Here is a 21,543-nt window from a genome sequence, read left to right as displayed (position 1 = left end):
CGAATCAGTTTTTCAATCTTGTCAAGATGGAAAATAGGTGCTTTTCCATTCGGGAAGAGAAAGTCTGGAATCGATGAGTCCAGTAGTTCTATTCAGAGAATTTCCCCAAACCCCACTTTCCGTACAAAAGCAAAGGGTGAGAGAAAAGATCCAAAACTCAAAAAAGGTTTTGGAAGAAGTTTTAGAGAAGAGAGATGTTGTAAATTACGAGTCCGTAATACGACCTCTGAACGACTCTATGGAGGAATTACAGGAAGAGTTTACGGTACTTTCTCACCTAAATAGCGTTAAGAATAGCGAAGAAACTAAAGAACATTATACGGAGATCCTGCCGGAGATCACCGAATTCTATACCGAACTCGGACAAAACGAAAAATTATTCAAACTATACTCTCAAATTTATGAGAAGGAAAAATCCTCTTTAGACAGGCCTAAAAATAAGGTTCTGGAAGACGCGATCCTTCAATTCAAACTAGGTGGAGTGGGACTTCCTGAAGATAAAAAAAATCGTCTGCAAGAAATTCAACTCAGGCTATCCGATCTTTCCAACCAATTCTCCCAAAATCTTTTGGACTCCACAAACTCTTTCGAGATGAAAATCGAGTCGGAAGAAGACGTTAAAGAGATCCCTGAATCGGACAAAACATTGTATAAAAACGAGGACGGGACTTATACATTCACACTTCAGTTCCCGAGTTATAATTGTTATATGACTTATGGAAACAATCGATCCAAAAGAGAAGAATTATATAAAGCATACGTAACTCGCGCTCCCGGGAACGGAAAAATTTTAGAAGAGATCTTGGCCCTTCGAGACGAGTCCGCTCGATTATTAGGTTATAAAAATTACGCCGAAGCTTCTCTTGCAACGAAGGTGGCGGATTCTCCCGAGCAGGTGTTGGACTTCCTAGAAAGGATCGGAAAACTCGCAAAACCGATAGCAGAGAAAGAAATGAGCGAACTCAAAAAATTTGCCTCGGACTTGGGTATTTCGGACTTCCAAGCGTTCGATAGCGCGTATGTTTCGGAGAAGTTGAAAAAGAAAAATTACGATTTTGATGAAGAACAGACACGTCCTTATTTCGAAAAGAATACTGTCGTAAAGGGTACCTTCTCCTTTTTGGAAAAACTTTTAGGATTAAAATTCGATAAAACCGACGCTCCGATCTGGGATCCAAAAACCGAAGTGTATCATGTAAAAAACGGCTCAGAAATTATCGCAAGATTGTACTTGGATCTGGAGGCAAGAAAGGACAAACAGGGCGGGGCCTGGATGAATCATTGGGAAACTCGCAATAAACTTTCCGGTAAAACGATCTTACCTTCCGCGTTCGTGGTTTGTAATTTCCCTCCTGCCAAAGATTCCGCTCCTTCTCTCTTAAATCATTCGGATGTGGTGACATTTTTCCATGAGATGGGACATGCACTCCATCACCTATGTGCAAAAATAGAAGAACCTCCTGTCAGCGGGATCAACGGAGTGGAATGGGACGCGGTGGAATTTCCTTCCCAGTTTTTGGAAAATTTCGCGTATGAGCCTGAGGTATTGGACTTCTTCGCATTTCATTATGAAACCGGAAAGCCAATGCCGAAGGAACTTGCTCAAAAGTTGAAGGATACAAAAAACTTCTTAGCCGCAATGGGAGTGGTTCGACAGCTAGAATTCGGAATTTTTGATATAAGGATCCATCTCCAAAAATATTCGGAAGAACAGGTGCAGAATATTTTGGATACGGTTCGAAAAGATGTAAGTGTACTTTTTCCGCCCGAATATAACAAGTTCCAGAATGGATTCGGGCATATTTTCTCCGGAGGATATGCGGCAGGATATTATAGTTATAAATGGGCGGAACTTTTGGCAGCCGATGCATTTTTTGCGTTTAGATCTAAAGGAATATTCGATGAAAACCTGGCGGAAAAATATAGAACTGAGATCTTAGAAAAAGGAGGATCAGAAAACGCCATGGTGCTATTCAAACGTTTTTTAGGACGAGATCCGGAGCCGGACGCTCTATTAAAACTCTATGATTTAGTGGCTTGAGTAGCTTTACGAAAGTTTTTTGCGGAAACTTTGAAGTAACTGTTCGGTGCCGGAAAGTAGTAATTCTACCTGGTCGGAGTCGATATTATAGACTACATTGGTCTTTAGGGAGTCTTTAAAGGCGTTTGCGTCTATCGCTTTCTGATCGTAACTATCCTTTAAAAAATTGTACCATCCGGCTAGGATCACTTTTAAGTGAGGAAGTTCTTTGATTGGGACCGAAATGACTTTCTCTGCTTCCATAAGGACACCAGCAGGTTAATTTGCGAAGCGAACCAGTCAACCAGATTTTTTGAAACTAGGTTTGATCCGAATTTTTCTCATAGAAAAACGCAGCGCACAAAATCCGACTATAGATCCGATCTATTTGCGGAGTCTTTTTAGAGCTTTCATCACGACTGACTTCGGTTTGTCCACTTTTGCTGCGTTCGGATTTTGCATCATCATATCCAGATATGCTTGTAGTCCCGGAATTTCGAATAGCGGATTCGGAGTGATCCAATCCGCGATATGATCGTTTATGATCTGAAAGGTGGCAAAGGCGGAACAATCCGCTGCAGTGAATTCCTTTCCTGCGATATACGGAGAAAATTTCGCCAATCTGGAAAGCGCTCTCGCTCCTTTTTGGAGGGAAAGTTTTGTTAGTTCCACAGTTTCAGGTGAGATTGTTTTCCCTTCCACAATGGATTCGTACAATCTGCGGGCGGGTATATCTATATAATTTTCTATGAAGGATATAATCGTTCTAACCTGAGCCGCTTCGAACGGATCCGCCGGGATCAAACGTTTGCTATTTGGATACGCTTCGTCCAAAAATTCCAAGATTGCTTGGGACTCTACCAGATACTTTCCATCCACTTCGAGATAAGGAATTTTTCCCATTGGGCTTTTTTGTAGGAACTCCTCGTCTTGGGAGAATGGTGTGCGAATTTCTTCGAACTCCAAACCTTTTTCCAGGAGTGCCAATTTGACCTTATTCGTATAATTGCTGATCGGATAACCGTATAGTTTTATCATAAGAGCTGAAGATCATCTAAATACAAGTAGTAAGGTAAAGTCTTTTTCATAAATTAGATAGGAAAGAATGGGAAGTCGGTTGAATTTTTAATTTCTACTTTCCTGAAAGGAAATCTAAATCTAAAATTGGCTGCGATAAAAGAGTTTATAGTCTTTTGAAAAGGAATCTTATCGATCATGAAAAAAACAGCATTAATTACCGGAGCAAGCGTCGGCATCGGTTATGAAATTTCCAAATTGGCCGCAAAAGACGGTTACGATCTCATACTAGTCGCAAGAAATCTCAAAACCTTAAACTCCGTAAAAAAGGAAATGGAAAGTTTGGGGGCGAATGTGGAAGTTCTTTCCGCCGATCTGTCCGATCCCAAGTCTCCTAAAAAAATTTACGACTTCGCCAAAAAGAAAAAAGCGATCGTGGATCTTCTGGTGAATAACGCAGGCTTTGGAACGAACGGAAAATTTCATTCATTAGATTTGAAAAAAGAATTGGATCTGATCCAAGTCAATGTGACTTCCCTTGTGGAGTTAACTTATCTTTTCGTCCAAGATATGAGAGAAAGACATGCGGGAAAAATTTTAAACGTAGCTTCTACCGCCGCTTTCCAGCCGGGACCAATGATGACGAATTATTATGCTTCCAAAGCGTATGTTCTATTCTTCTCGGAAGGTCTTGCGGAAGAAGTTCGTAAAGACGGAGTGAATGTTACCTGTCTTTGCCCAGGACCGACAAAAACGGAATTTTTCCAAAGAGCGGAAATGGATAAATCTCCTATCTTGAATAGCGCTTTGGTTCCTAAGGCAGATGCAGCTTACGTGGCAAAGATCGGTTACCAAGGAGTAAAGGCGGGTAGAGCAGTCGTAATCTCCGGAGTGGCGAACAAGTTACTTGCTCAATCCGTTCGTATCACTCCTAGGTTTTTGGTCCGCAAATTGGCAAAAATCTTAAATACGGTAAATTAGATAGTAAGAGAGTGGGATATGCAAGAAACGATTTTGGACAAGGCGGTTCCTTTTTTTTTAGGACTAGCTTTGGTGGAATTTATTTGGGGAAGAAGGAAGTCGGTTTACAGATGGAATGATTCAATTTCCGATCTGGCGACAGGGATCTTATACTCTTTTACGGGGGTAGTGATCACTTTAGGCGCCATTATTCTATATGATAAAATTAGAATATACTATTCCGTCCAGACTCTGTTTAATCTGGGGGAATTTCCGTCTTCTGCTCCTTTGGTGAAGACCTCTAACGGTTGGGAATTTAACCTGGAGGCGTTTTTTGCATGGACATTCGTTTTGATCGCTGTGGATTTTATCTACTACTGGTTCCATAGGGCCACACATGAGATCCATTTTCTTTGGGCCTGTCACGTCACTCATCATTCCAGCGAAGAATTTAATCTAACCGTAGCGCTTCGCCAATCCATGTTCCAAAGGATTTTTGAATATACTTTTAATTTACCTTTGGCCCTTTTGGGAATTCCGTGGTGGATGTTCTTTATTTGTCACGGGATCTTAAAGATCTACCAATTCTGGGTCCACACAAGGCTGATCGGAAAATTGGGTTGGATGGAACATTTACTTTTAACACCTTCTCATCATCGAGTCCATCATGGAAGAGATCCTGAATATTTGGATAAGAACCACGGTGGAATATTGATCCTCTGGGATAAATGGTTCGGAACGTATGCGGAAGAGAAGAAGGAGCCGATCTACGGACTCACGGAACCTCTTCCTACATTCAATCCGATCTGGGCAAATTTACATGTGTATGTTTCTCTTTGGAATTTAGTGAAGGCCACACCTAGTTGGAAAGATAAACTTCTTCTTCTCGTCAAAAAACCGGATTGGAGGCCGGATTCTCTTGGGGGAGAGAAAAAAATCCCTGAAATAAACAGGTCCACCTATAAAAAATTCGATCCGATCATTTCTAATTCCAGAAAAGTTTACGGAGTTTTGCAGTTTCTTGTGCTTGCGGGACTTTCCGTTTATTTATTAAAACTTTTGAAACTAGGTAAGATATCTCTGGCCTTATATTCGGGCTTCGGTGTTTGGTTCTTCTTTGCATTTTTAAGTTTAGGTCTTGTATGGAACGGAAGACCTAAGATGGAAAAATGGGAAGTGTTAAAGTTTGCTTTATTAGGTGTTCTAGTTTGGAATTTGAAATAAAAATTTAGAACGCCTCCTTTTAGTTCGTATAACAAACAATCCATCTATTCTTGCGAGCGAAGTAAAAAGCTTCGCTTGATCATTCCACACCTGCTCCTAAAGATTGCCCAGGGATCAAAAACCGAATTTGAAAAAGAATATCATTGGGAGGCAAGCTTGAATTCACCGCTTCAATTCGAATTACCAGAGGAATTACAACAACTTAGAGAACTGGTCAGGGACGTGGTCAGAAAGGAAGTCGTTCCGAATAGAATGCACTACGACGAAAACAACGAATATCCGAAAGCTATTTTACAAAAATTTAAAGAAGCCGGATTATACCAGGCATTGTTCGACGAAGAACACGGCGGTTTAGGTTACGGAATGATGGGGGGTATTGTCCTCGCAGAAGAAGTTTCCTGGGGATGTTTGGGAGTAAATACCGCATTTACTTCCACAAAATTAGGTGCTCTACCGATCGATGTGGGAGGGACCAAGGCTCAAAAAGACAAATGGCTTCCTCTTCTCGCCTCGGGCGAAAAAACGGCCGCATTCGGTCTATCGGAACCGGGAGCAGGTTCGGATGTTCCGGCGATGGCGACTACTGCAGTGAAAAAAGGGGACCGTTATGTTTTGAACGGAACCAAACAGTGGATCAGTAGTGCCGGCCAAGCTGATATCTATACTGTTTTCGCAATGACCGATAAGGACAGGGGGCCAAGAGGGATCTCTTGTTTTATCATCGAAAAAGGCACCAAAGGATTTTCCTTCGGAAAGAAGGAAGACAAGTTAGGGATTAGATGTTCTGAAACAAGACAGCTCATCATGGAAGACTGTGAGATCCCGGAAGAAAATCTTTTGGGCGGAAAAGAGAATATGGGATTCTTACATGCGTTCAAAACGTTGATCCTCTCCCGGCCGGCAGTCGCGGCAGGAGCGGTCGGTTTGATGCAAGGTGCTTTCGATGCGGCGATCGAATACGCTAGAGAAAGAGAGCAGTTCGGGACTACGATCGCTTCTTTCCAAGCCATCCAGCACATGCTTGCGGATATGGCGATCAAGATAGAAGGTTCCAGACTCCTCACTTACAAAGCTGGCGTGTATGCGGAAACCTTCCACAAAGACGCTGCGAAATTTTCCGCGATGGCAAAATGTTATGCATCCGATTCTTCCGTCCAGGTTGCTTCTGATGCGGTACAAATTTTCGGCGGGTACGGGTACACCAAAGAGTATCCTGTGGAAAAATTTTACAGGGACGCTAAAATCCTACAGATTTACGAAGGCACAAGCCAAATCCAAAGGAACGAAATTGCCGCAGGACTCATAAAAGATGCGGCTTCCAAAACCAAAAAAGGCTAAAATCCTCTTTTAGTCTCCCAAGGGAGAATTTTGACTTGCTTGCCGATCCGGCAGAAGTCAAACTTTTCCCTCCGGTTTTTTAGATAGAGTGAAAGGGCGTTTAGACATCCAGAAATTTTTACCCTGGAGAGTTTTTTGTAAACTCTCGTTCACTTTTTTGACCATTGCCGTTTTTAGTCCTCTTTTAGCATTCGATCCTTCTTCATTGCCTTATGAGGGGGTCTCTTTGGTTCCCCATGCGGAGGTTTGGGCAGACGAGGAAGGGGACTCGAACTTTGAAAAAATGCAGAAGAAGGAGTTTTATCCTCTTTCTTCCGCGAGTTTAGGCTATTCCGATCTGACTCATTGGTTCAAGATCCCTCTAGAAAATAGATCTTCTCATTCCGTTTCTTGGATTTTAGAGATCCATTATAGCCAGTTGGATAAGGTGGAATTATTTCTGGCCTCAAAAGGGGACAAAGTTTTATTCCGTGGGGGAGATAGAATTCCCTTCGAAGAAAGACCGATTCAATATAGATTTCCGAGTTTTCCTTTAGAGTTAAAGGCAGGAGAGAAGGACACGGTCTATCTTAAGATCCAAACCAAAAGTTCGGTGAACTTCGCGGCCTTTGCATATAAGTCCGAGGATTTTTTCTCAAACATTAGCGATGATCAGATACTACTCGGGATCTATTTCGGGTCTCTTTTAGTCATGGCATTATATAATCTATTTCTGTTCCTATCCACAAAGGAAAAGACTTACCTGGCATTTTTCGGGTATGTTGGCGCAGGAGTTTTGGCCCAATGGTCCCTTCATGGTTACTCCTTTCAATTTTTCTGGCCGAACTCTGTGGTTTGGGCAAGTCATATCATCACTTCTTTTACGTTCCTAGTTTCCGCTACCACGTCGGATTTTATACGACTTTATTTTGACGCTCCTAATAACTATACGAATTCGAACAAAGTTTTAAAAGGAATATCAATTTTATCTTATATACTTGTAATTGTCGGATATTTTTTTCCATTCGGTTTTGCACTGGCACTTTACGTGTTTTTATCCACTATCCTGCTGGCTGCGATCCTGTATCTGGGTTTCCAGGGGTTCTCCAGGAATTTAAGGCCCGCACTTTTCTTTTTAGGAGCTTGGCTTGCACTTGTCGCGGGTGCATTCGTATTCGTCTTAAGATTTTCCGGGATTATTCCTCATACGATCTCATTGGCGTATTGGGGAGTGGAGATCGGGACTGCGATGCATATTCTTCTGTTAGCTTTGTCTTTGGCGGATCGAGTGAACGGTCTATCCAAAGACCTTTCCTCCAAGGTGGAAGATCTGAACGAGGCAAAACAAGCGATAGAACAATCCGAGCTCAGATTTAGGAATTTGTTCGAGGGAGCGGAAGAACTTCTTCTTACTTTGGATCAAGAGGGGAATATCAAGGATGCAAACCGTACTCTTTCCAGACTTACCGGTTATAAACCTGCGGAAGCAGAAGGTAAAAACTTCTTAGATCTGATCTATACTCCGGATACGCAGGAAGATTCTATCGTATTTCTACTCGCGAAAGAAAAATTGGAAGAACATTTGCGAACCAGAAAAACGGTCGAATTTCATTCGGAGTTCAAACAGAAATATGTAATGGAGCCTAAACCGGTAAAGATCCGTCTCCAATCCTTCGAGAGTGAGGCCGGAAGAAAAGTGTTAGGTAAAGTCTCGGAGATTTCCGAAGATATTCTCTCTCGTTTTTTGGTCTCGGAAAGTATGCATTTTACAGTGAACAATTATCTCAGAAATGCGGATATATTAAGTAGGCAGCTTACTTCTAATCTCAGCCAGTTTGCAGGCTCAGAAGTGATCACAGCGATCCGTACTTGTCTCAGAGAAGTTTTGATCAATGCGATCGAACATGGGAACCTGGGAATCAGTTTTGATGAAAAAACGGAGGCAATGAGATCCGGAAATTATATGGAGTTCATCCAAAAAAGACAAAGAGAGGCTTTTTATGGGGCAAGGAACGTAAAAGTCGCATATTCTCTCAATTCTAAACGGATCGGTTTCGAGATAGAGGACGAGGGTGACGGTTTTGATTTTAAGAAGATCTTAAATTTGGACGGTGAAAAACTGAACGAGGAAAGTTATACCCATGGACGCGGGATCATGATGACTCGAAAAGTTTTCGATGTGGTAAAATTTAATGAAAAAGGAAATAAGGTGCTTCTCATCAAATACCTACAAAAACCTCTTAAATACAAAAGAGAGCCAAGTTCCTTGGATTTCGATTAATGTGTATTTCGAAAATACTATAAAATATATTGGAGTGAACTTTTTGCCTCCCCCTCCGCCTGCACATCCTGTGCAGATCTCCGGGGAGCTTCGCCATCGTGGCTTCGCTCTCAGGCAAATAAATCATTCCAAAAAATTGTTTCGTGAGTATTTTTGAGATAGTTTCTAATCTATTTTCCGGACCTGTTAAACAAGATCCGATTTTACGGTTGATCCGATCTCTAATCGGCTTAGATCATTGTTTCGATCCGGAGTATTCGGCGAGAGGTTGTATTTTAATGAAACATTTCTATTTTATCGTTTTTCTATTGATCCCAATGCGGATATTTTCTTGGGATCTGGAAAAGGAGAAAAACGGGATCACTGTTCATACTAGAGCCGTCGAAGGTTCCGAGTTAAAAGAATTCCGCGGAAAAACGAAACTCAAAGCGGCTCTGAGTACGGTGATCTCATTAATGGAAGACAACCCGAATTACGTGACTTGGCTGAAAAATTGTAAACAAGCGGAAGCCGTAAAAGTTTTAAATACAAAAGAAAAGTATATTTATATCCAGAACGGGGCTCCTTGGCCTGTGAATGATCGGGATTTTGTGATCCATACGATTTTCAGTCAGGACAAAAATACCGGAGCAGTGACTTATACGATTCGCCCTATTGCAAATATAGTAGCGGAGAAAGATGGCATAGTAAGAGGTACTCTTAAAGGATTTTGGAAATTTGTTCCTGTAGGGGACGAGGTGGAAGTTACCTATCAATTGCTTAGCGAGCCTGGTGGTCGTGTACCCACGTCTATTGCGAATTTTGTAGTAGTGGATATTCCTTACGAAACTTTAAGGAAAATGAAAGAAAAGGTAACCGAGTCAAAATACATCAATTCCCCTAAACATCCGGATTTAATCCTTCCTGATCCAAAGTAATTGAATTAAGTTTTTATAATTTATAATTCACCCCGAAAAATAAGCCGCCATAGGCGGATTGCATATCCAATTTTCTGGAATATTGGTTGGAGAGAAGGATATTGTCTTGGTTGGCCGACTCCGTGAGAGGAGAAAGCCTTCCGTCCTGTCTGATATAAAAGGACGACGTATCTCCGTTAAAGGAACCGTCAAAAGAAGTAATATTGATCCAAGCCAAGTAGGTCCCGAAACTTAAACTCACTCTTTCATTAATCGGATGGAGGAGAGAACCTTCCAGTCTAAATTCCAACCCGCTACCTCTCATATTTCCATCTTGTTGGTAATATTCACTTCCGTCCGTGGCATAACCTTTTGTTATCCACAATGCTCTTGTGATTCCGAGTCCAAGCCCTGTTTCCCAACGGAGATATCTATTCAGTCTTCCTTCCTGCCAGACCATTCCTAAAATATAAAAATTTTCCATTTGGAAATTCAATTGGGTATAAAAAGGTTCTGAAGTTAAATTCGTGAGATGAAATGGATCGAAGTATCTGTATCCTCCTATCATTCCGATCTTAAAACTTTCGCTCAGTCTGGTCCTAGCTAAAAATTCTCCTTGGATACTTCCTCTTGTGTTTTCCTGTTTTGTTTGGCTGGCCACAAGTGGATTTAGGTTGGAACTAAAACCGTTTAAATTCTGATCGAATCTGTTCGGTCCTCTCATCCCAAAACCGAATCTGGCACCGAATTCCCAGGTATCGGAGACATCGGAAACCCTGTTTTCCGGCATTTCCTTCAGTTTCGGCGAGCTTGTGCTGGTTTCTTCCGCTCCTAAGGTAATCATTCCGAACAGAATTCCGGTAATTACGATTGAATAGAGACTTACTCTTCTCATTTTGGGTCCGGACTGCGTTTCAAAAAGGAGTGGTTTTGGGACTGGATGCGTGAAAACTGTGTAGGAACCCGGCATGCTAGCAGAATTTTCCGGGCCTAGAATTGTAAAAGCCTTTATTTTAAGGAAAGATTGATTGGAATGCTGACTACTAAACTATTTCCGTTCTTGGATTTGGATCTTCTAAAACCGTATTTTTACTTTTTAGTTTTTATCGGTTTATATCTTACCTTCCGCTTAAAATTCCCCCAGGTCCGATTCCTATTTTTAGCGATCAAAATTTTTTCCGGCAATATGGACTACAAAGGTTCACGAGGACGTTTGGTTCATTCTCAGGCATTCTATGCAGGAACAGGTTCATCCTTACTTCCTGGGGCTATATTGGGGTCCGCCTTGGCATTGGTCTTGGCAGGTCCAGGGGTCCTCGTTTGGATCTGGCTTTCCAGTTTTCTGATCATGCCGCTACGTTTTGTTTCTTCCACATTGGCGATCCGATTCAGGATCAAGTTAGAAAGCGGAAGATATCTTTCAGGGCCGATGTATTTTATAGAAAAAGCGCTTAGAGCTAGATGGCTTGCGATCGCTTTTTCTTTAGCCTGTTTGTTAACGGTACTTTCCATGGGAAGTGCTATTCCGATTTTAGGGGCTTCTTTTTTAGCGCAGAATGGACTGGATATACAAGGGATGACCGTTCCGTTTTTGATCTCCATCGTGGTCGTATTCGTCGTGTTAGGTGGGATTAGAAGGATCGGAAGAGTTTCCGCTTACCTGGCTCCGATAGGACTCATTCTATTTTTCTTAAGTTATATCCTATTGTTCAAGGATCATTTAGGAAATTTTTACTTTTTCTTAGAATCCGTATTTAAAGAAGCGATGCAACCGTTCTCTTTATTATTAGGCGGAGGATTTTCTCTCGCAAGGATTTTTAGCACCGGGACTGGAATGTTCTTCTTATCGACTGAAACCGGGATCGGAAAAAGTGCGGGAGTGGCAGGAGTGGTTCGTACTGATTCCGCCGCAAAACAGGGGATCGTAAGTATGCTTGCCACCTTCTTCGAAGGTTTTGTGATCTCTACCCTTGTGATCTATGCGTTATTCTCCTTCGGGGTAAAAGATCTTGAGTCGGTAAAAAATTTCTTAACCGTATTGGTAAAAGGTCCTACGGATCCCTCAAGATTGGCATTGTTTGCGTCTTTTTTACTGTTTTCCATAGTCGCGATCTCCGGCTGGTTTTATACGGGAGAACAAAACGCTAGATATATCTTCGGAGAAAAATTCGCAAACGTATATAGGATCTTATTCATAGCGTCTTTACTCGGTTCCGCATACGCGTATGTTCAATATGGGGAAGAATTCCTATTACAAGTATTCGGAATAGGATATGGACTGGCGCTGATTACTGCGGTTCCGGTTCTCATTAGTTTGGTACTGTTAGCTAAGGTGGCCCAAGCGGAACTCAGAAAATTCCTGGAAGGCGGGGCGCATTACGAGATCTTTAAGGACTTTTATCTTCTTCTCCTATCTATTCTGCCGAAAAACCTGGTTTCATTACTCTTCGGGATCTTGGCTTCTTTACGATTGCCGAGGTTTATTATGATCCCGATCTTAAAGGCATTCGCAAAAGCGTATAAGATCAATTTGAACGAAGCCGAATTAGAGATACAAGAATACAATTCTCTAAATCAGTTTTTCACCAGAGCGTTAAAAGCGGGAGCAAGGATCATCGATTCTGCGGAGAATGCGCTTGTCTCTCCTGTGGACGCAAGGATCACCGGTTTCGGCGATATCAACGACCAGGTGATCTTACAGGCAAAGGGAGTGGACTATAACTTGAAGGAATTGATCGGAGGAGAAAAATATCTTTCCAAATTCCAAAACGGAAAATATATCACATTCTATCTTTCTCCTCAGGATTATCATAGGATCCATTCTCCCGCATACGGAAGAATATTAGGATATTATTATGAACCTGGAAAACTTTTCCCTGTGAACGAATTGGCGGTTTTCGGGATCAGAGGACTTTTTCCTAAAAACGAAAGATTGATCACGTTCTTACAGACCGAATTCGGACTAGTTGCAGTGATCAAAGTGGGAGCTTCCAATGTGGGTCGTATCCGTGTGACTTACGATAAGAAGATCATCACGAATACCCTGATCCGAACAACAAAGGAAGAAGATTATAAAGACGTTTCCATCATGATTGAAAAAGGTGCCGAACTCGGAAGATTCGAAATGGGTTCCACCGTGATCCTGATCCTCGAAAGGGATACTTTCGATTTTGCGGACCTTCCTCTGAACGAAAAAGTGACTTACGGAACCACGATCGGAACTTTTAGAAAACAGGTCTTAAAACTTCCTAGATAATATGAGCCTCAGTCTAAAAGCAACCACACCCGAAACGATCGAATTCGACGAGAATATTCTAAAAATAGAATGGAAGGACGGAGTTATCTCCGAATTCCCTCTATTGGAACTTAGAAAAAGATGCCCATGCGTGGTTTGTAAGGGCGGCCACGGAGGGAAGATTGGAGCTACTACCGGCGGGATCAAAGAGGCCAAATTATTATCTTTTTCTAAAGTGGGAAGATATGCTATCAACTTGGTCTGGGGAGATTATCATAATACCGGGATTTATAGCTTCGATTCTCTTCGACTATATTGGCAGGGAGAACCTGGGGACCTGGGAATTCCATGAATCGGGTCCTTTTTATCCTTTTGATATTTTCCGTCTTTACTTCTCTTTCGACTTCGCCTGAGAACAAAAAAGAACCACATTCTCCCCTTAATCTGATCATTCCTTTCGATTGGTTCCCAATGGAACCGTTTGCCGGAGGGATATTTGCTGCAAAAAACTATAACGAATCTGCAAGTGTTCTAATCACTCGAAAGGAATTAATAGAGCCCGTCGATCAAGGCGCCTTAAATAAGGAATTACAGATGGGCATCATAGATTCCATCAAAAAAGGTAACGGTAGGATCTTGGAATTCGGAGAATCGGAAGTGGCGAGTCGTCCCGCGTTCCGAGTACATTATAAAGACAAAGGTAGCAATTTGCATATTTTACATATCACCTTATTTAAGGAAAATGTAATGTATGGCATTATGTTTTTTTGTATGGGCACGGATCCAGGCAAAAGATACGATGTTCAGAAAATGGTCAAAAAGGCCTATTTTAGAGTAGATGCCTAATTCCTAAATATTTCGTTCCGGCTCCCGATCAAACATTGTGTAGAAACATTCTGTATGCGGGATTGTCCGTTTCTTCCTCATAGGGATACCCTAAACTTTTTAATCTTTCCCTGAAACCTTCCCGATCGGGAGAAGGTACTTGAAATCCGACTAAAACCCTTCCGTAATCTGCTCCATGATTCCTGTAGTGGAATAATGTAATATTCCAGTTGCTTCCTACCGATTCCAAAAATTTAAGCAAGGCTCCCGGGCGTTCCGGAAACTCGCATCTAAGAATAATTTCATCTTTGAGCTCGGAAACTCTTCCGCCTACCATATAACGGATATGGATCTTTGCGGTCTCGTTCGCGCTGATGTCCAAGACCTCATACCCTAAGGATTCCAATTCGGAGATTACTTTTTCTTTTTCGGAATGGGAGTCTTTTAATTTTAAACCTACGAACACGTGTGCCTGTTTCTCGGTGGCATATCTATAATTGAACTCTGTGATGATCTTGTTTCCCAAGGTTTGGACGAATTTTAGATAACTTCCGGGTTTTTCCGGTATTGTAACTCCTAGTAAAATTTCTCTGGCTTCTCCGATCTCCGCTCTTTCCGCTACATGTCTGAGCCTATCAAAATTCATATTGGCACCGCTATTGATCGCGATTAGTGCCCCTGTGCGATTTGTGTTTTGGTTGGCATAAAATTTTAATCCCGCTAAAGATAATGCGCCTGCCGGTTCCGCGATCACTCTCATATCCTCGAATATATCTTTAACTGCCGCACAGATCTCGTCCGTGTTCGCTACTAGTACGTCGTCCAAGAGTTCTTTACAAACTTTGAATGTTTCTTCTCCTGCTTGTCTGACTGCAACTCCATCGGCAAACAAACCGACTCGATCTAAGATCACCCGTTTACCGGCAGAGATCGCTTCTTTCATGGAAGCTGCGTCTGCCGGTTCCACCCCGATAACCTTGATTTCAGGTCTTAAAAATTTAATATAAGAGGCAACTCCGGCCGCTAAACCTCCTCCACCCACTGGGATAAAGACAGCTTCTATCGGACCCGGATACTGTTGTAAAATTTCCAAACCCACGGTACCTTGTCCTGCGATTACATCCGGATCGTCGTAAGGATGGATAAATTTTAGGCTCTTTTCACTTTCTAATTTTCTAGCATGAGAATATGCCTCGTCGAAAGTATCCCCGTGTAAAATGATCTCTGCTCCGAAATATTGTACCGCTTCTATTTTGATGGATGGAGTAGTGATCGGCATGACTATGATTGCCTTGATCCCTAATTTTTGAGCGGAAAGTGCAACGCCTTGTGCATGATTACCGGCGGATGCGCAGATCACTCCTGATCTTTTTTCCTGGGGAGAAAGTCTGGAAATTAGATTATATGCTCCTCTGATCTTAAAGGAGAATATCGGCTGGAGATCCTCTCTTTTTAAAAAAACCGAAGAGTTTAATCTTCTGCTCATTCGTATCATCGGGTCCAAGGGAGTATGGACCGCGATATCGTAAACTCTTGCGTCTAAAATTTTGCGGATATAATCTATCACTAAAAAATCCCCAAGAGCAAAAACAGCTCTTAGGGATAGAATTTAACCTACTTGGATTTACTTCCAAAGATTTTTTGATCCAAAGAGAATCTTCCAGCTCCTACGGTCAAAAATACCAATGCAATCGTAAAAAAAACTCCTGCCAATTCGTAGGATCTCCCGCCTGTCAGGTTTATAAAAGAATCCCCTAAGATCACCGAATGGAAATATGCAGCTACGATCATTGTGCATACGATCCCGAAAGAAGCAAGCCTCGTCAGAAGTCCTATCACCCATGCTATCCCTCCGCCGAATTCGGAGAGTGCGGCTAAAAATTGGAAAAAAGAGGGGACTGAAGAATCGGGTCCCATCCAATGCAGAGGATCTTGTATCTTTCCCCAACCGTGTAATATAAACGCGTAACCGCAGATAACCCTTGCTATTAAAATGGCTATATCCGCTTTAATATTCAAAGTCTCATTCTTAAAAATGTCGAAATTCATCCAATATGTCCTTTAAATTTTAGTAATATTCTGAAGTATTAAGATTCTTGGATCCTGCGGAGAAGTTCCGCTAATTTGTCCAAGGCCTCCTGCCAAAATTGGTTTATCTCCTTTTTTTCGTCCGGAACCGAAAACAAACTAGTAAAGAAGATCTTTTTTTTACGAAAAATATCATTCTTCGTTTCTTTAGTCCGGATATCTTCCGAATTCGGCGGTTTATGAAAATAGCGGGAGTAACCTCCCACTTTTTCGTCCATCTTAAATCCTATTTTTTTTCCTCTTTTGAAAAGGAAAAATGATGATCCAAAAATTCAGTATTTGCAACAGACCTGCTTTCATATTCTATTTCCTTAATATTTCTTTCGTTTTAACGAATGGCCGATCCGGATGGATTACTCGAAAATTGCCGTAAGTTTTTCCAGAGTTTGGGTCCAACCTTCTTCCATACCTTCCACTGCAGGGATCAGTTCCGGATCCACTTTGATCGGAAGTGCTCGCACTTGAAGTTCGGTTTTTGAACCCTTGTCTGCGAAAAGAATTGTTATCAAAATCTCAGCGGCAGGTTTTTTCCCGTCCATTTCGAATGCGATATAAGAGGAGAACACGATCTTTTCCAAAGGAACGATCTCTTTATAGGTCCCGTTCATCGGATTGATCCCACCTTCAGGATCTTTCATGTGGATCAGCATTTTTCCACCTGGACGAAGATCCAGTTGGCAAAGGGGAGCGGTAAATCCATGCGGGCCCCACCATTGTGATACCATATTCGGATCCGTCCAAGCCTTCCAGACCAGGTCTCTAGGAGCGTTGATCGTCCTAGTGAGTATCATTTCTTTAAATTCAGATCCTTTGGTCTCGCTCATTGGCTTCTCCTCCGCTTTTTAAAAAATTATTATATTCGAAAATACTTCGGGATCGGTCCGAAGTTCCTTATTTCTTTTCCAGGAATTCTCGTAGACGTCCGAGAGTTTGGCCAAGTCCATCCACCGCGTATTTGGAGATCTCTTTAGCTTCTTCTTCGCTTGGGAATATGGTTCTCATGGTAAGTTTCGTTTTGGAGCCCTCTTCCTCGAAAAGAACGATAACATGAAATTGTTTCGGGTTGGCATCGTCTCCATGGTCGTAAACCAGTTTTTCAGGTTTCACTACTTCGATATACTGGATATGGTTCGGATAATCCGTTCCATCCGGACCATGCATCATAAATCTCCAGATCCCTCCCGGTTTTACGTCCATTTCGTGGATGGTATTCGTAAAACCGTTCGGTCCCCACCATATCGCTACTTGTTTCGGGTCTGTCCAAGCTTCCCAAACCAATTCTCTTGGGGCGTCAAAAGTTTTAACCCCTATAATTTCTTTTCCAACCAGGGAAATTTCTACCTTCATTTTAGTATCCTTATTTATTATCAGTATCAAATCTCAAATTTTATCGTAAGTGTAATCTGTTACGGGTCTTAATGTTCTAAATCTTTGGAGCCATTATATTAATTTATTATAATATTATCCGGTTGATTTTTCCAATTCTGCCGGTTCTATAACCGCTTTGGCTTCTTTTTTGTCTTTTAGTAGGTAAAAGATCGTAAATGCCAAAACGATCGAGATCCCCACACTCAGTAATGAAACAAAATGTAAAGAGTCGGTAAATGCACCTCGAGCCGTACTTAGCAGTATCTGTTTACTCGGCTCCGGAAGTTCTTTTGCCACGGCTACCGCAGAAGCCAGAGTATTATGAGAACTTTCGAATTGTTGCGGAGTCAACCCCGGAAGATCAATGGAATTGATCCTGGACTTAAAGATGGCTACACCTATACTTCCAAGCACTGCGATTCCAAGAACGCCGCCGAATTCGGCTGCTGTTTCCGAAATAGAAGCGGCTGCACCCGCTCTTTCCGGAGGTGCTGAACTAACGATGATATCCGTTCCTAAGATCACAACTGCACAGATCCCGAGAGACATGATCAGAGATCCAAAAATGATCATCCAGATCCCGTTTTCCGAATGAATCTGAGTGTATAAAAACATTCCGATCGCAAGTAATAGTAAACCGCTTAACATTACGTATAAAGGACGCATATAACGAACTACGATAGGGATGGTAAGTGAACCGATCACGTTGCCCACAGCTCCAGGCAGTGTCCAAAGTCCAGCTTCCAAAGGAGAAAGTCCTAAAACCAATTGTAAATATTGGGATATGAACAAGAAGGTTCCCAATGCCACGAAGATGGTCATCGTATTTCCTGCGACCGCAGCGCTGAATGCGGGAAGTTTGAACAATTCAAGATCTATCATCGGATCGGCCAAAGTGGTTTGTCTTTTGATAAAAATCGCTCCGACTAAAAGTCCGGCAAGTATAGTAAGAATCTGGATCATTCCCCAGCCGTTCTCTGCGATCTGTTTCAAACCGTAAATGATTGAAAGTACCGATATCAGGGATAGAACGGCACTTGGCAGATCCATTTTGCCCGCATTCGGATCTTTGAATTCAGGAAGAAGTTTAGGCCCAACGATCAGAAGAAGTACCATAACCGGAACGCTCATCAAAAATACGGAACCCCACCAGAAATATTCCAGAAGGACTCCGCCTACAAGAGGACCGATCGCTCCACCGAGAGAGAAACTCATTCCCCAGATACCGATCGCAAAAGTCCTCTCTTCGGGATCCAAAAACATATTACGAATTAAAGATAGAGTAGAAGGAGCCAGAGTAGCCGCGGTAATCCCTAAGATCGCACGGGTCAGGATCAAAATTTCGGAACTAGGAGAGAATGCCGCTAACACGGATGCTACTCCGAACGCTGCCGCCCCATAAAGTAAAAGTTTACGTCGACCGATCCTATCTCCCAGATTCCCCATGATCACAAGAAAACCTGCGACCAAAAAACCGTAGATATCCATGATCCATAATTGTTGAGAAGGAGTCGGGTTAAGATCCGCCGACAATTGAGGAGCCGCAAGATAAAGAACCGTTAAATCCATCGCATATAGTAGGCAGGGCAGTGCGATCACCGCTAAGCCAATCCACTCTTTTTTAGTGGCTTTGGAAGTGTTTTCAGTTTTTATTTCAGACATTCTGAACGTACCTTTTTATATAATTCTAATATAACACCGGGACAAATTCGGAAATAACGGCCTATTTTCCCGACTCTAGGTTTTTTCCTTGGAGTTGCTGGAGATATGCATCCAAACGATCCAAACTTTCTTCCCAAAAATGGCGGTAATGATCCAACCAACCGGAAGCTTCCTTTAGCCCCTCCGGTCGTATCTTGCAGGGTCTCCATTGGGCCTCTCTTCCCCTTTCAATCAGTCCGGCTTTTTCCAAAACCTTCAGGTGTTTGGAAATTCCGGGTAAGCTCATATTAAAAGGTTCCGCCAATTCCTTAACAGTTGCCTCTCCGGAGACCAAATAGAGAAGGATCTTCCTTCTAGTTGGATCTGCCAAAGCGGAGAAGGTATTGCTCAATCGATCGGATTCAGTGTCATATTTAACCATTTAGTTAATTTACCGTTTGGTAAAATACGGGACATCAGATCGCCAGTCAAGCCTAATCTACATAAAAATTCGAAAAAAACTGGTATAGGATGCCGGTCTGGGAAAGGTGGGGGTTGCGCACAGAGGCACGAAGATCACAGAGGCGCAAAGTCGCAGAGAGTAAGATTTTTTTGGGAAACGAATTGACTATCGGAAAAATTCGAGCTGGAATAGTGGTTAAGTTCCCCGGCCTTTTCCCACCGATTTTCTGAGCAAGAAAAAAAAGGGTCGACAAATTTCTTTTTATTATGTCTCCTAATCCAAAACTAAGAGAGAGTGCCCCAGATGGGTGAAGGATCCCTTTCCCAGGAAGAAATAGACGCCCTTTTAGCGGGTGCAAATGACACATTCGATCCAGGCAGCAGCATGGCTGCCGGAGGCGGGTCCAAGGAAGCTGCCGGTCTTTCTCCGGTAGATCGAGACCTTCTGTCCGATTTTCTTTCTCATTGTTTTATGACTGCGGGAAATACTTTAGCAGCCATTCTTTCCAAAACTTCCAATTTTATGAATCCTACCTCCGAGGCCAAATCCCGGAAGGATGTGGAAGCGGAACTCAAGTCCAACACGTTTTTATTATATTCTACCTATTCAGGAAATCTGAACGGAAGAGTTGTGCTTGCGATGGCCGCGGACAATGCGGCTCGTATTGCGAACATGATGATGGGTGGATTTGATTCAGGTGGTCTGGACGAAGGCCAACTCCAGACTCTCAGAGATAGTTTAACTCCCATCATGGGAGCGCTTCAATCGCAGATCGCTGCTAAAACCGGTGGTGGAGTGAACGGTTCTCCTGCAGAGACTCGACATGTAACTTCTCCTGCCGCATTAGTTCTGCCGGAAGGAGACCCTCTCGTTCGGACCTTCTTCAATTTAGCGATAGAAGGACTTCCTTCTTTTAGAATTCAGTTCATTCTTTCTTTATCTATGGCGAATGATATTCTCTCTCTTTCCAAAAGATCCGGAGGAGGGGGAGGCGATTATGCTTCCGGCGGCTACCAAGGCGGAATGGGCGGTGGCGGAGGAATTTCCCAAGTCGGAATGAAGGGAGTTTCTTTCCCGAATCTTGCGACGGCAAGCGGCGCCCAAGGCACTCCGAACCTGAACCTTCTCATGGACGTGCAGATGTCTGTGACTGTGGAACTCGGAAGGACCAAGATGTATATTAAAGATATCTTAGGTTTGGGGGAAGGTTCCATCATCGAGTTGGACAAGTTGGCAGGTGAGCCTGTGGATCTTTTGGTAAACGGTAAGTTGATCGCGAAGGGCGAGGTCGTGGTCATCGACGAAAACTTCGGTGTACGTGTAACGGATATCGTAAGTCCGGCCGATAGGATCAAGCCGGAGTCGGGAGGCGGATGAGCCGAATTTTTCAAACGATCCATTCGTTTTTTTCAGGATTCGGCTCCCTCGCTTTGGCGTTCGGAGTCTTTTGTATTTTATCGGGTATTGCCGGAGGATTATACTCTCAAGGTTCCGAAAGAGAACAAATGGACGAAGTTCTCAAAAAAGAATTAGGCACAGCTGATAAAAAGGCCTCCGAGTCTACGGCACCTTCTACTCCTAAACAAGAAGAGAAGAAGGAAACTGTCCCGGAGTCGACACCGAACCCCGTGGAAGAAAGATACAAACCTGTTTCGGATGGGCCGAGTCTTGCGGGAATACTTTTTAGGATCGTTCTAGTACTTGGAATTCTTTGTGGAGCAGCGTATTGGGTCTTGAGGACTCTCGCAAAATCCAGAGAAGGCTCCCTTCCCGTTCGAGGAGAAATGAATCTTCTCGGTAGTTTGAGCTTAGGCACGAACAAACAGTTACAGATCGTAGAAGTAACCGGGCAAATTTTCGTATTGGGTGTGGCAGATAACGGTATTAATCTAATCTCCGAAATTACGGATACGGAGACCAAGGCAAGACTGCAGAGAATGAGAGACGAATTTAAACCTCCGGAAGGCGGCTTTCTCGTCACAGCTCTGGAACAGTTAAAGGATTTGAATATTCGTCTGACCGGGAAGTCGGAGGAAGAGGAACAAACTCTTCGCCAAACTCCCGGAGAAAGAAAAGAGAAACAGAGAAAACTCAAAGAGAAGTTAGACGAAATTAAGAAGGAAAGGAATAATCTGGAAAACGGATTATTCGATTCGAATTAGGGGGAAAAGTGGGAGAGGGGTTCGCTACACTGGCAGGGAAAAAGTT

21 protein-coding genes are annotated in these 21,543 nt (G+C 42.7%); 11 read left to right on the top strand and 10 right to left on the bottom strand.

Features of this window, described 5'->3' with window-relative positions:
- Window positions 1–73: 73 nt before the first annotated feature.
- On the top strand, window positions 74–2,041 hold the full coding sequence (locus LEP1GSC192_RS14255) for a M3 family metallopeptidase (RefSeq protein WP_306819198.1): 1,968 nt from the start codon (window positions 74–76) through the stop codon (window positions 2,039–2,041).
- 6 nt (window positions 2,042–2,047) lie between these two features.
- On the opposite strand, the gene LEP1GSC192_RS14250 is transcribed toward LEP1GSC192_RS14255, so the two are convergent.
- Together LEP1GSC192_RS14250 and LEP1GSC192_RS14245 are read right to left on the bottom strand one after the other, a co-directional pair.
- Window positions 2,048–2,284: a hypothetical protein gene (locus LEP1GSC192_RS14250; protein WP_020770757.1), complete on the bottom strand. Its 237-nt coding sequence runs from the start codon at window positions 2,282–2,284 to the stop codon at window positions 2,048–2,050.
- Window positions 2,285–2,404: 120 nt separating this feature from the next.
- The gene (locus LEP1GSC192_RS14245) at window positions 2,405–3,058 is read right to left on the bottom strand and encodes a glutathione S-transferase family protein (protein WP_020770693.1); all 654 of its coding nucleotides are present in this window, start codon (window positions 3,056–3,058) and stop codon (window positions 2,405–2,407) included.
- 177 nt (window positions 3,059–3,235) lie between these two features.
- Between LEP1GSC192_RS14245 and LEP1GSC192_RS14240 the strand changes: the two genes are divergently transcribed.
- From LEP1GSC192_RS14240 to LEP1GSC192_RS14220, 5 genes are all read left to right on the top strand, one after another.
- A complete protein-coding gene (locus LEP1GSC192_RS14240; RefSeq protein WP_020770808.1) occupies window positions 3,236–4,018 on the top strand; it encodes an SDR family oxidoreductase in 783 nt (260 codons plus the stop codon).
- Between the two features lie 18 nt (window positions 4,019–4,036).
- On the top strand, window positions 4,037–5,221 hold the full coding sequence (locus LEP1GSC192_RS14235; protein ID WP_020770727.1) for a sterol desaturase family protein: 1,185 nt from the start codon (window positions 4,037–4,039) through the stop codon (window positions 5,219–5,221).
- 156 nt (window positions 5,222–5,377) lie between these two features.
- Window positions 5,378–6,559: an acyl-CoA dehydrogenase family protein gene (locus tag LEP1GSC192_RS14230; RefSeq protein WP_020770652.1), complete on the top strand. Its 1,182-nt coding sequence runs from the start codon at window positions 5,378–5,380 to the stop codon at window positions 6,557–6,559.
- Between the two features lie 88 nt (window positions 6,560–6,647).
- Window positions 6,648–8,819: a 7TM diverse intracellular signaling domain-containing protein gene (locus LEP1GSC192_RS14225; RefSeq protein ID WP_020770600.1), complete on the top strand. Its 2,172-nt coding sequence runs from the start codon at window positions 6,648–6,650 to the stop codon at window positions 8,817–8,819.
- A gap of 278 nt (window positions 8,820–9,097) precedes the next feature.
- Window positions 9,098–9,736: an START domain-containing protein gene (locus LEP1GSC192_RS14220; RefSeq protein ID WP_036090397.1), complete on the top strand. Its 639-nt coding sequence runs from the start codon at window positions 9,098–9,100 to the stop codon at window positions 9,734–9,736.
- 13 nt (window positions 9,737–9,749) lie between these two features.
- On the opposite strand, the gene LEP1GSC192_RS14215 is transcribed toward LEP1GSC192_RS14220, so the two are convergent.
- Window positions 9,750–10,610, bottom strand: a complete 861-nt coding sequence (locus tag LEP1GSC192_RS14215) for a hypothetical protein (RefSeq protein ID WP_020770873.1) — start codon at window positions 10,608–10,610, stop codon at window positions 9,750–9,752.
- A gap of 138 nt (window positions 10,611–10,748) precedes the next feature.
- Here LEP1GSC192_RS14215 and asd point away from each other — a divergent pair, with 138 nt between their 5' ends.
- Genes asd through LEP1GSC192_RS14200 form a run of 3 tightly spaced genes read left to right on the top strand, consistent with a single transcriptional unit; the run spans window position 10,749 to window position 13,796 of the window.
- Complete coding sequence (gene asd, locus LEP1GSC192_RS14210) at window positions 10,749–12,971, top strand: archaetidylserine decarboxylase (protein ID WP_020770661.1); 2,223 nt, start codon at window positions 10,749–10,751, stop codon at window positions 12,969–12,971.
- A 1-nt stretch (window position 12,972) separates the two neighbouring features.
- Window positions 12,973–13,302, top strand: coding sequence for a DUF971 domain-containing protein (locus LEP1GSC192_RS14205; RefSeq protein ID WP_020770703.1), 330 nt, complete (start codon window positions 12,973–12,975; stop codon window positions 13,300–13,302).
- A complete protein-coding gene (locus LEP1GSC192_RS14200) occupies window positions 13,299–13,796 on the top strand; it encodes a hypothetical protein (RefSeq protein ID WP_020770745.1) in 498 nt (165 codons plus the stop codon). The genes LEP1GSC192_RS14205 and LEP1GSC192_RS14200 overlap by 4 nt, the downstream gene beginning before the upstream one ends.
- Window positions 13,797–13,824: 28 nt before the next feature.
- Here LEP1GSC192_RS14200 and ilvA read toward each other — a convergent pair whose 3' ends face one another.
- The 7 genes from ilvA to LEP1GSC192_RS14165 all read right to left on the bottom strand — a co-directional run bounded on the left by ilvA (window position 13,825) and on the right by LEP1GSC192_RS14165 (window position 19,314).
- Entirely contained in the window at window positions 13,825–15,342 is a 1,518-nt protein-coding gene (gene ilvA / locus LEP1GSC192_RS14195) for a threonine ammonia-lyase, biosynthetic (RefSeq protein WP_020770844.1), read from the bottom strand.
- Between the two features lie 47 nt (window positions 15,343–15,389).
- Entirely contained in the window at window positions 15,390–15,824 is a 435-nt protein-coding gene (locus LEP1GSC192_RS14190) for a DoxX family protein (RefSeq protein WP_020770683.1), read from the bottom strand.
- 38 nt (window positions 15,825–15,862) lie between these two features.
- Complete coding sequence (locus LEP1GSC192_RS14185; protein WP_020770842.1) at window positions 15,863–16,081, bottom strand: hypothetical protein; 219 nt, start codon at window positions 16,079–16,081, stop codon at window positions 15,863–15,865.
- A gap of 135 nt (window positions 16,082–16,216) precedes the next feature.
- A complete protein-coding gene (locus LEP1GSC192_RS14180) occupies window positions 16,217–16,687 on the bottom strand; it encodes an SRPBCC domain-containing protein (RefSeq protein ID WP_020770870.1) in 471 nt (156 codons plus the stop codon).
- 67 nt (window positions 16,688–16,754) lie between these two features.
- Window positions 16,755–17,210, bottom strand: a complete 456-nt coding sequence (locus tag LEP1GSC192_RS14175; RefSeq protein ID WP_020770596.1) for an SRPBCC family protein — start codon at window positions 17,208–17,210, stop codon at window positions 16,755–16,757.
- A gap of 114 nt (window positions 17,211–17,324) precedes the next feature.
- The gene (locus LEP1GSC192_RS14170) at window positions 17,325–18,893 is read right to left on the bottom strand and encodes an MFS transporter (RefSeq protein ID WP_020770851.1); all 1,569 of its coding nucleotides are present in this window, start codon (window positions 18,891–18,893) and stop codon (window positions 17,325–17,327) included.
- A gap of 61 nt (window positions 18,894–18,954) precedes the next feature.
- On the bottom strand, window positions 18,955–19,314 hold the full coding sequence (locus LEP1GSC192_RS14165; protein WP_020770802.1) for a helix-turn-helix transcriptional regulator: 360 nt from the start codon (window positions 19,312–19,314) through the stop codon (window positions 18,955–18,957).
- Window positions 19,315–19,638: 324 nt separating this feature from the next.
- On the opposite strand from LEP1GSC192_RS14165, the gene fliN reads away from it, so the two are divergent.
- Window positions 19,639–20,712: a flagellar motor switch protein FliN gene (gene fliN, locus LEP1GSC192_RS14160; RefSeq protein ID WP_020770724.1), complete on the top strand. Its 1,074-nt coding sequence runs from the start codon at window positions 19,639–19,641 to the stop codon at window positions 20,710–20,712.
- Window positions 20,709–21,497 carry a flagellar biosynthetic protein FliO gene (gene fliO, locus LEP1GSC192_RS14155; RefSeq protein WP_020770604.1) on the top strand — a complete coding sequence of 263 codons (789 nt, stop codon included), beginning with the start codon at window positions 20,709–20,711 and terminating at the stop codon, window positions 21,495–21,497. The genes fliN and fliO overlap by 4 nt, the downstream gene beginning before the upstream one ends.
- The last annotated feature ends 46 nt before the right edge of the window (window positions 21,498–21,543 follow it).

The organism is Leptospira sp. B5-022, from assembly GCF_000347035.1.
Lineage (GTDB): Bacteria > Spirochaetota > Leptospiria > Leptospirales > Leptospiraceae > Leptospira_B > Leptospira_B cinconiae.
Note: the sequence above shows the minus strand (reverse complement) of the source record. Positions and strands in the feature narration are given on the sequence as shown.

What these genes read in the sequence shown, in the direction of transcription:
- asd (WP_020770661.1), top strand. Translation starts at nt 10,749, where the DNA reads ATGCTGACTACTAAACTATTTCCGTTCTTGGATTTGGATCTTCTAAAA.
- LEP1GSC192_RS14170 (WP_020770851.1), bottom strand. Translation starts at nt 18,893, where the DNA reads ATGTCTGAAATAAAAACTGAAAACACTTCCAAAGCCACTAAAAAAGAG.
- fliO (WP_020770604.1), top strand. Translation starts at nt 20,709, where the DNA reads ATGAGCCGAATTTTTCAAACGATCCATTCGTTTTTTTCAGGATTCGGC.
- LEP1GSC192_RS14180 (WP_020770870.1), bottom strand. Translation starts at nt 16,687, where the DNA reads ATGAGCGAGACCAAAGGATCTGAATTTAAAGAAATGATACTCACTAGG.
- LEP1GSC192_RS14245 (WP_020770693.1), bottom strand. Translation starts at nt 3,058, where the DNA reads ATGATAAAACTATACGGTTATCCGATCAGCAATTATACGAATAAGGTC.
- LEP1GSC192_RS14200 (WP_020770745.1), top strand. Translation starts at nt 13,299, where the DNA reads ATGAATCGGGTCCTTTTTATCCTTTTGATATTTTCCGTCTTTACTTCT.
- LEP1GSC192_RS14215 (WP_020770873.1), bottom strand. Translation starts at nt 10,610, where the DNA reads ATGAGAAGAGTAAGTCTCTATTCAATCGTAATTACCGGAATTCTGTTC.
- LEP1GSC192_RS14185 (WP_020770842.1), bottom strand. Translation starts at nt 16,081, where the DNA reads ATGGACGAAAAAGTGGGAGGTTACTCCCGCTATTTTCATAAACCGCCG.
- LEP1GSC192_RS14220 (WP_036090397.1), top strand. Translation starts at nt 9,098, where the DNA reads ATGAAACATTTCTATTTTATCGTTTTTCTATTGATCCCAATGCGGATA.
- LEP1GSC192_RS14235 (WP_020770727.1), top strand. Translation starts at nt 4,037, where the DNA reads ATGCAAGAAACGATTTTGGACAAGGCGGTTCCTTTTTTTTTAGGACTA.
- LEP1GSC192_RS14250 (WP_020770757.1), bottom strand. Translation starts at nt 2,284, where the DNA reads ATGGAAGCAGAGAAAGTCATTTCGGTCCCAATCAAAGAACTTCCTCAC.
- LEP1GSC192_RS14190 (WP_020770683.1), bottom strand. Translation starts at nt 15,824, where the DNA reads ATGAATTTCGACATTTTTAAGAATGAGACTTTGAATATTAAAGCGGAT.
- LEP1GSC192_RS14165 (WP_020770802.1), bottom strand. Translation starts at nt 19,314, where the DNA reads ATGGTTAAATATGACACTGAATCCGATCGATTGAGCAATACCTTCTCC.
- LEP1GSC192_RS14175 (WP_020770596.1), bottom strand. Translation starts at nt 17,210, where the DNA reads ATGAAGGTAGAAATTTCCCTGGTTGGAAAAGAAATTATAGGGGTTAAA.
- fliN (WP_020770724.1), top strand. Translation starts at nt 19,639, where the DNA reads ATGGGTGAAGGATCCCTTTCCCAGGAAGAAATAGACGCCCTTTTAGCG.
- LEP1GSC192_RS14205 (WP_020770703.1), top strand. Translation starts at nt 12,973, where the DNA reads ATGAGCCTCAGTCTAAAAGCAACCACACCCGAAACGATCGAATTCGAC.
- LEP1GSC192_RS14240 (WP_020770808.1), top strand. Translation starts at nt 3,236, where the DNA reads ATGAAAAAAACAGCATTAATTACCGGAGCAAGCGTCGGCATCGGTTAT.
- LEP1GSC192_RS14255 (WP_306819198.1), top strand. Translation starts at nt 74, where the DNA reads ATGAGTCCAGTAGTTCTATTCAGAGAATTTCCCCAAACCCCACTTTCC.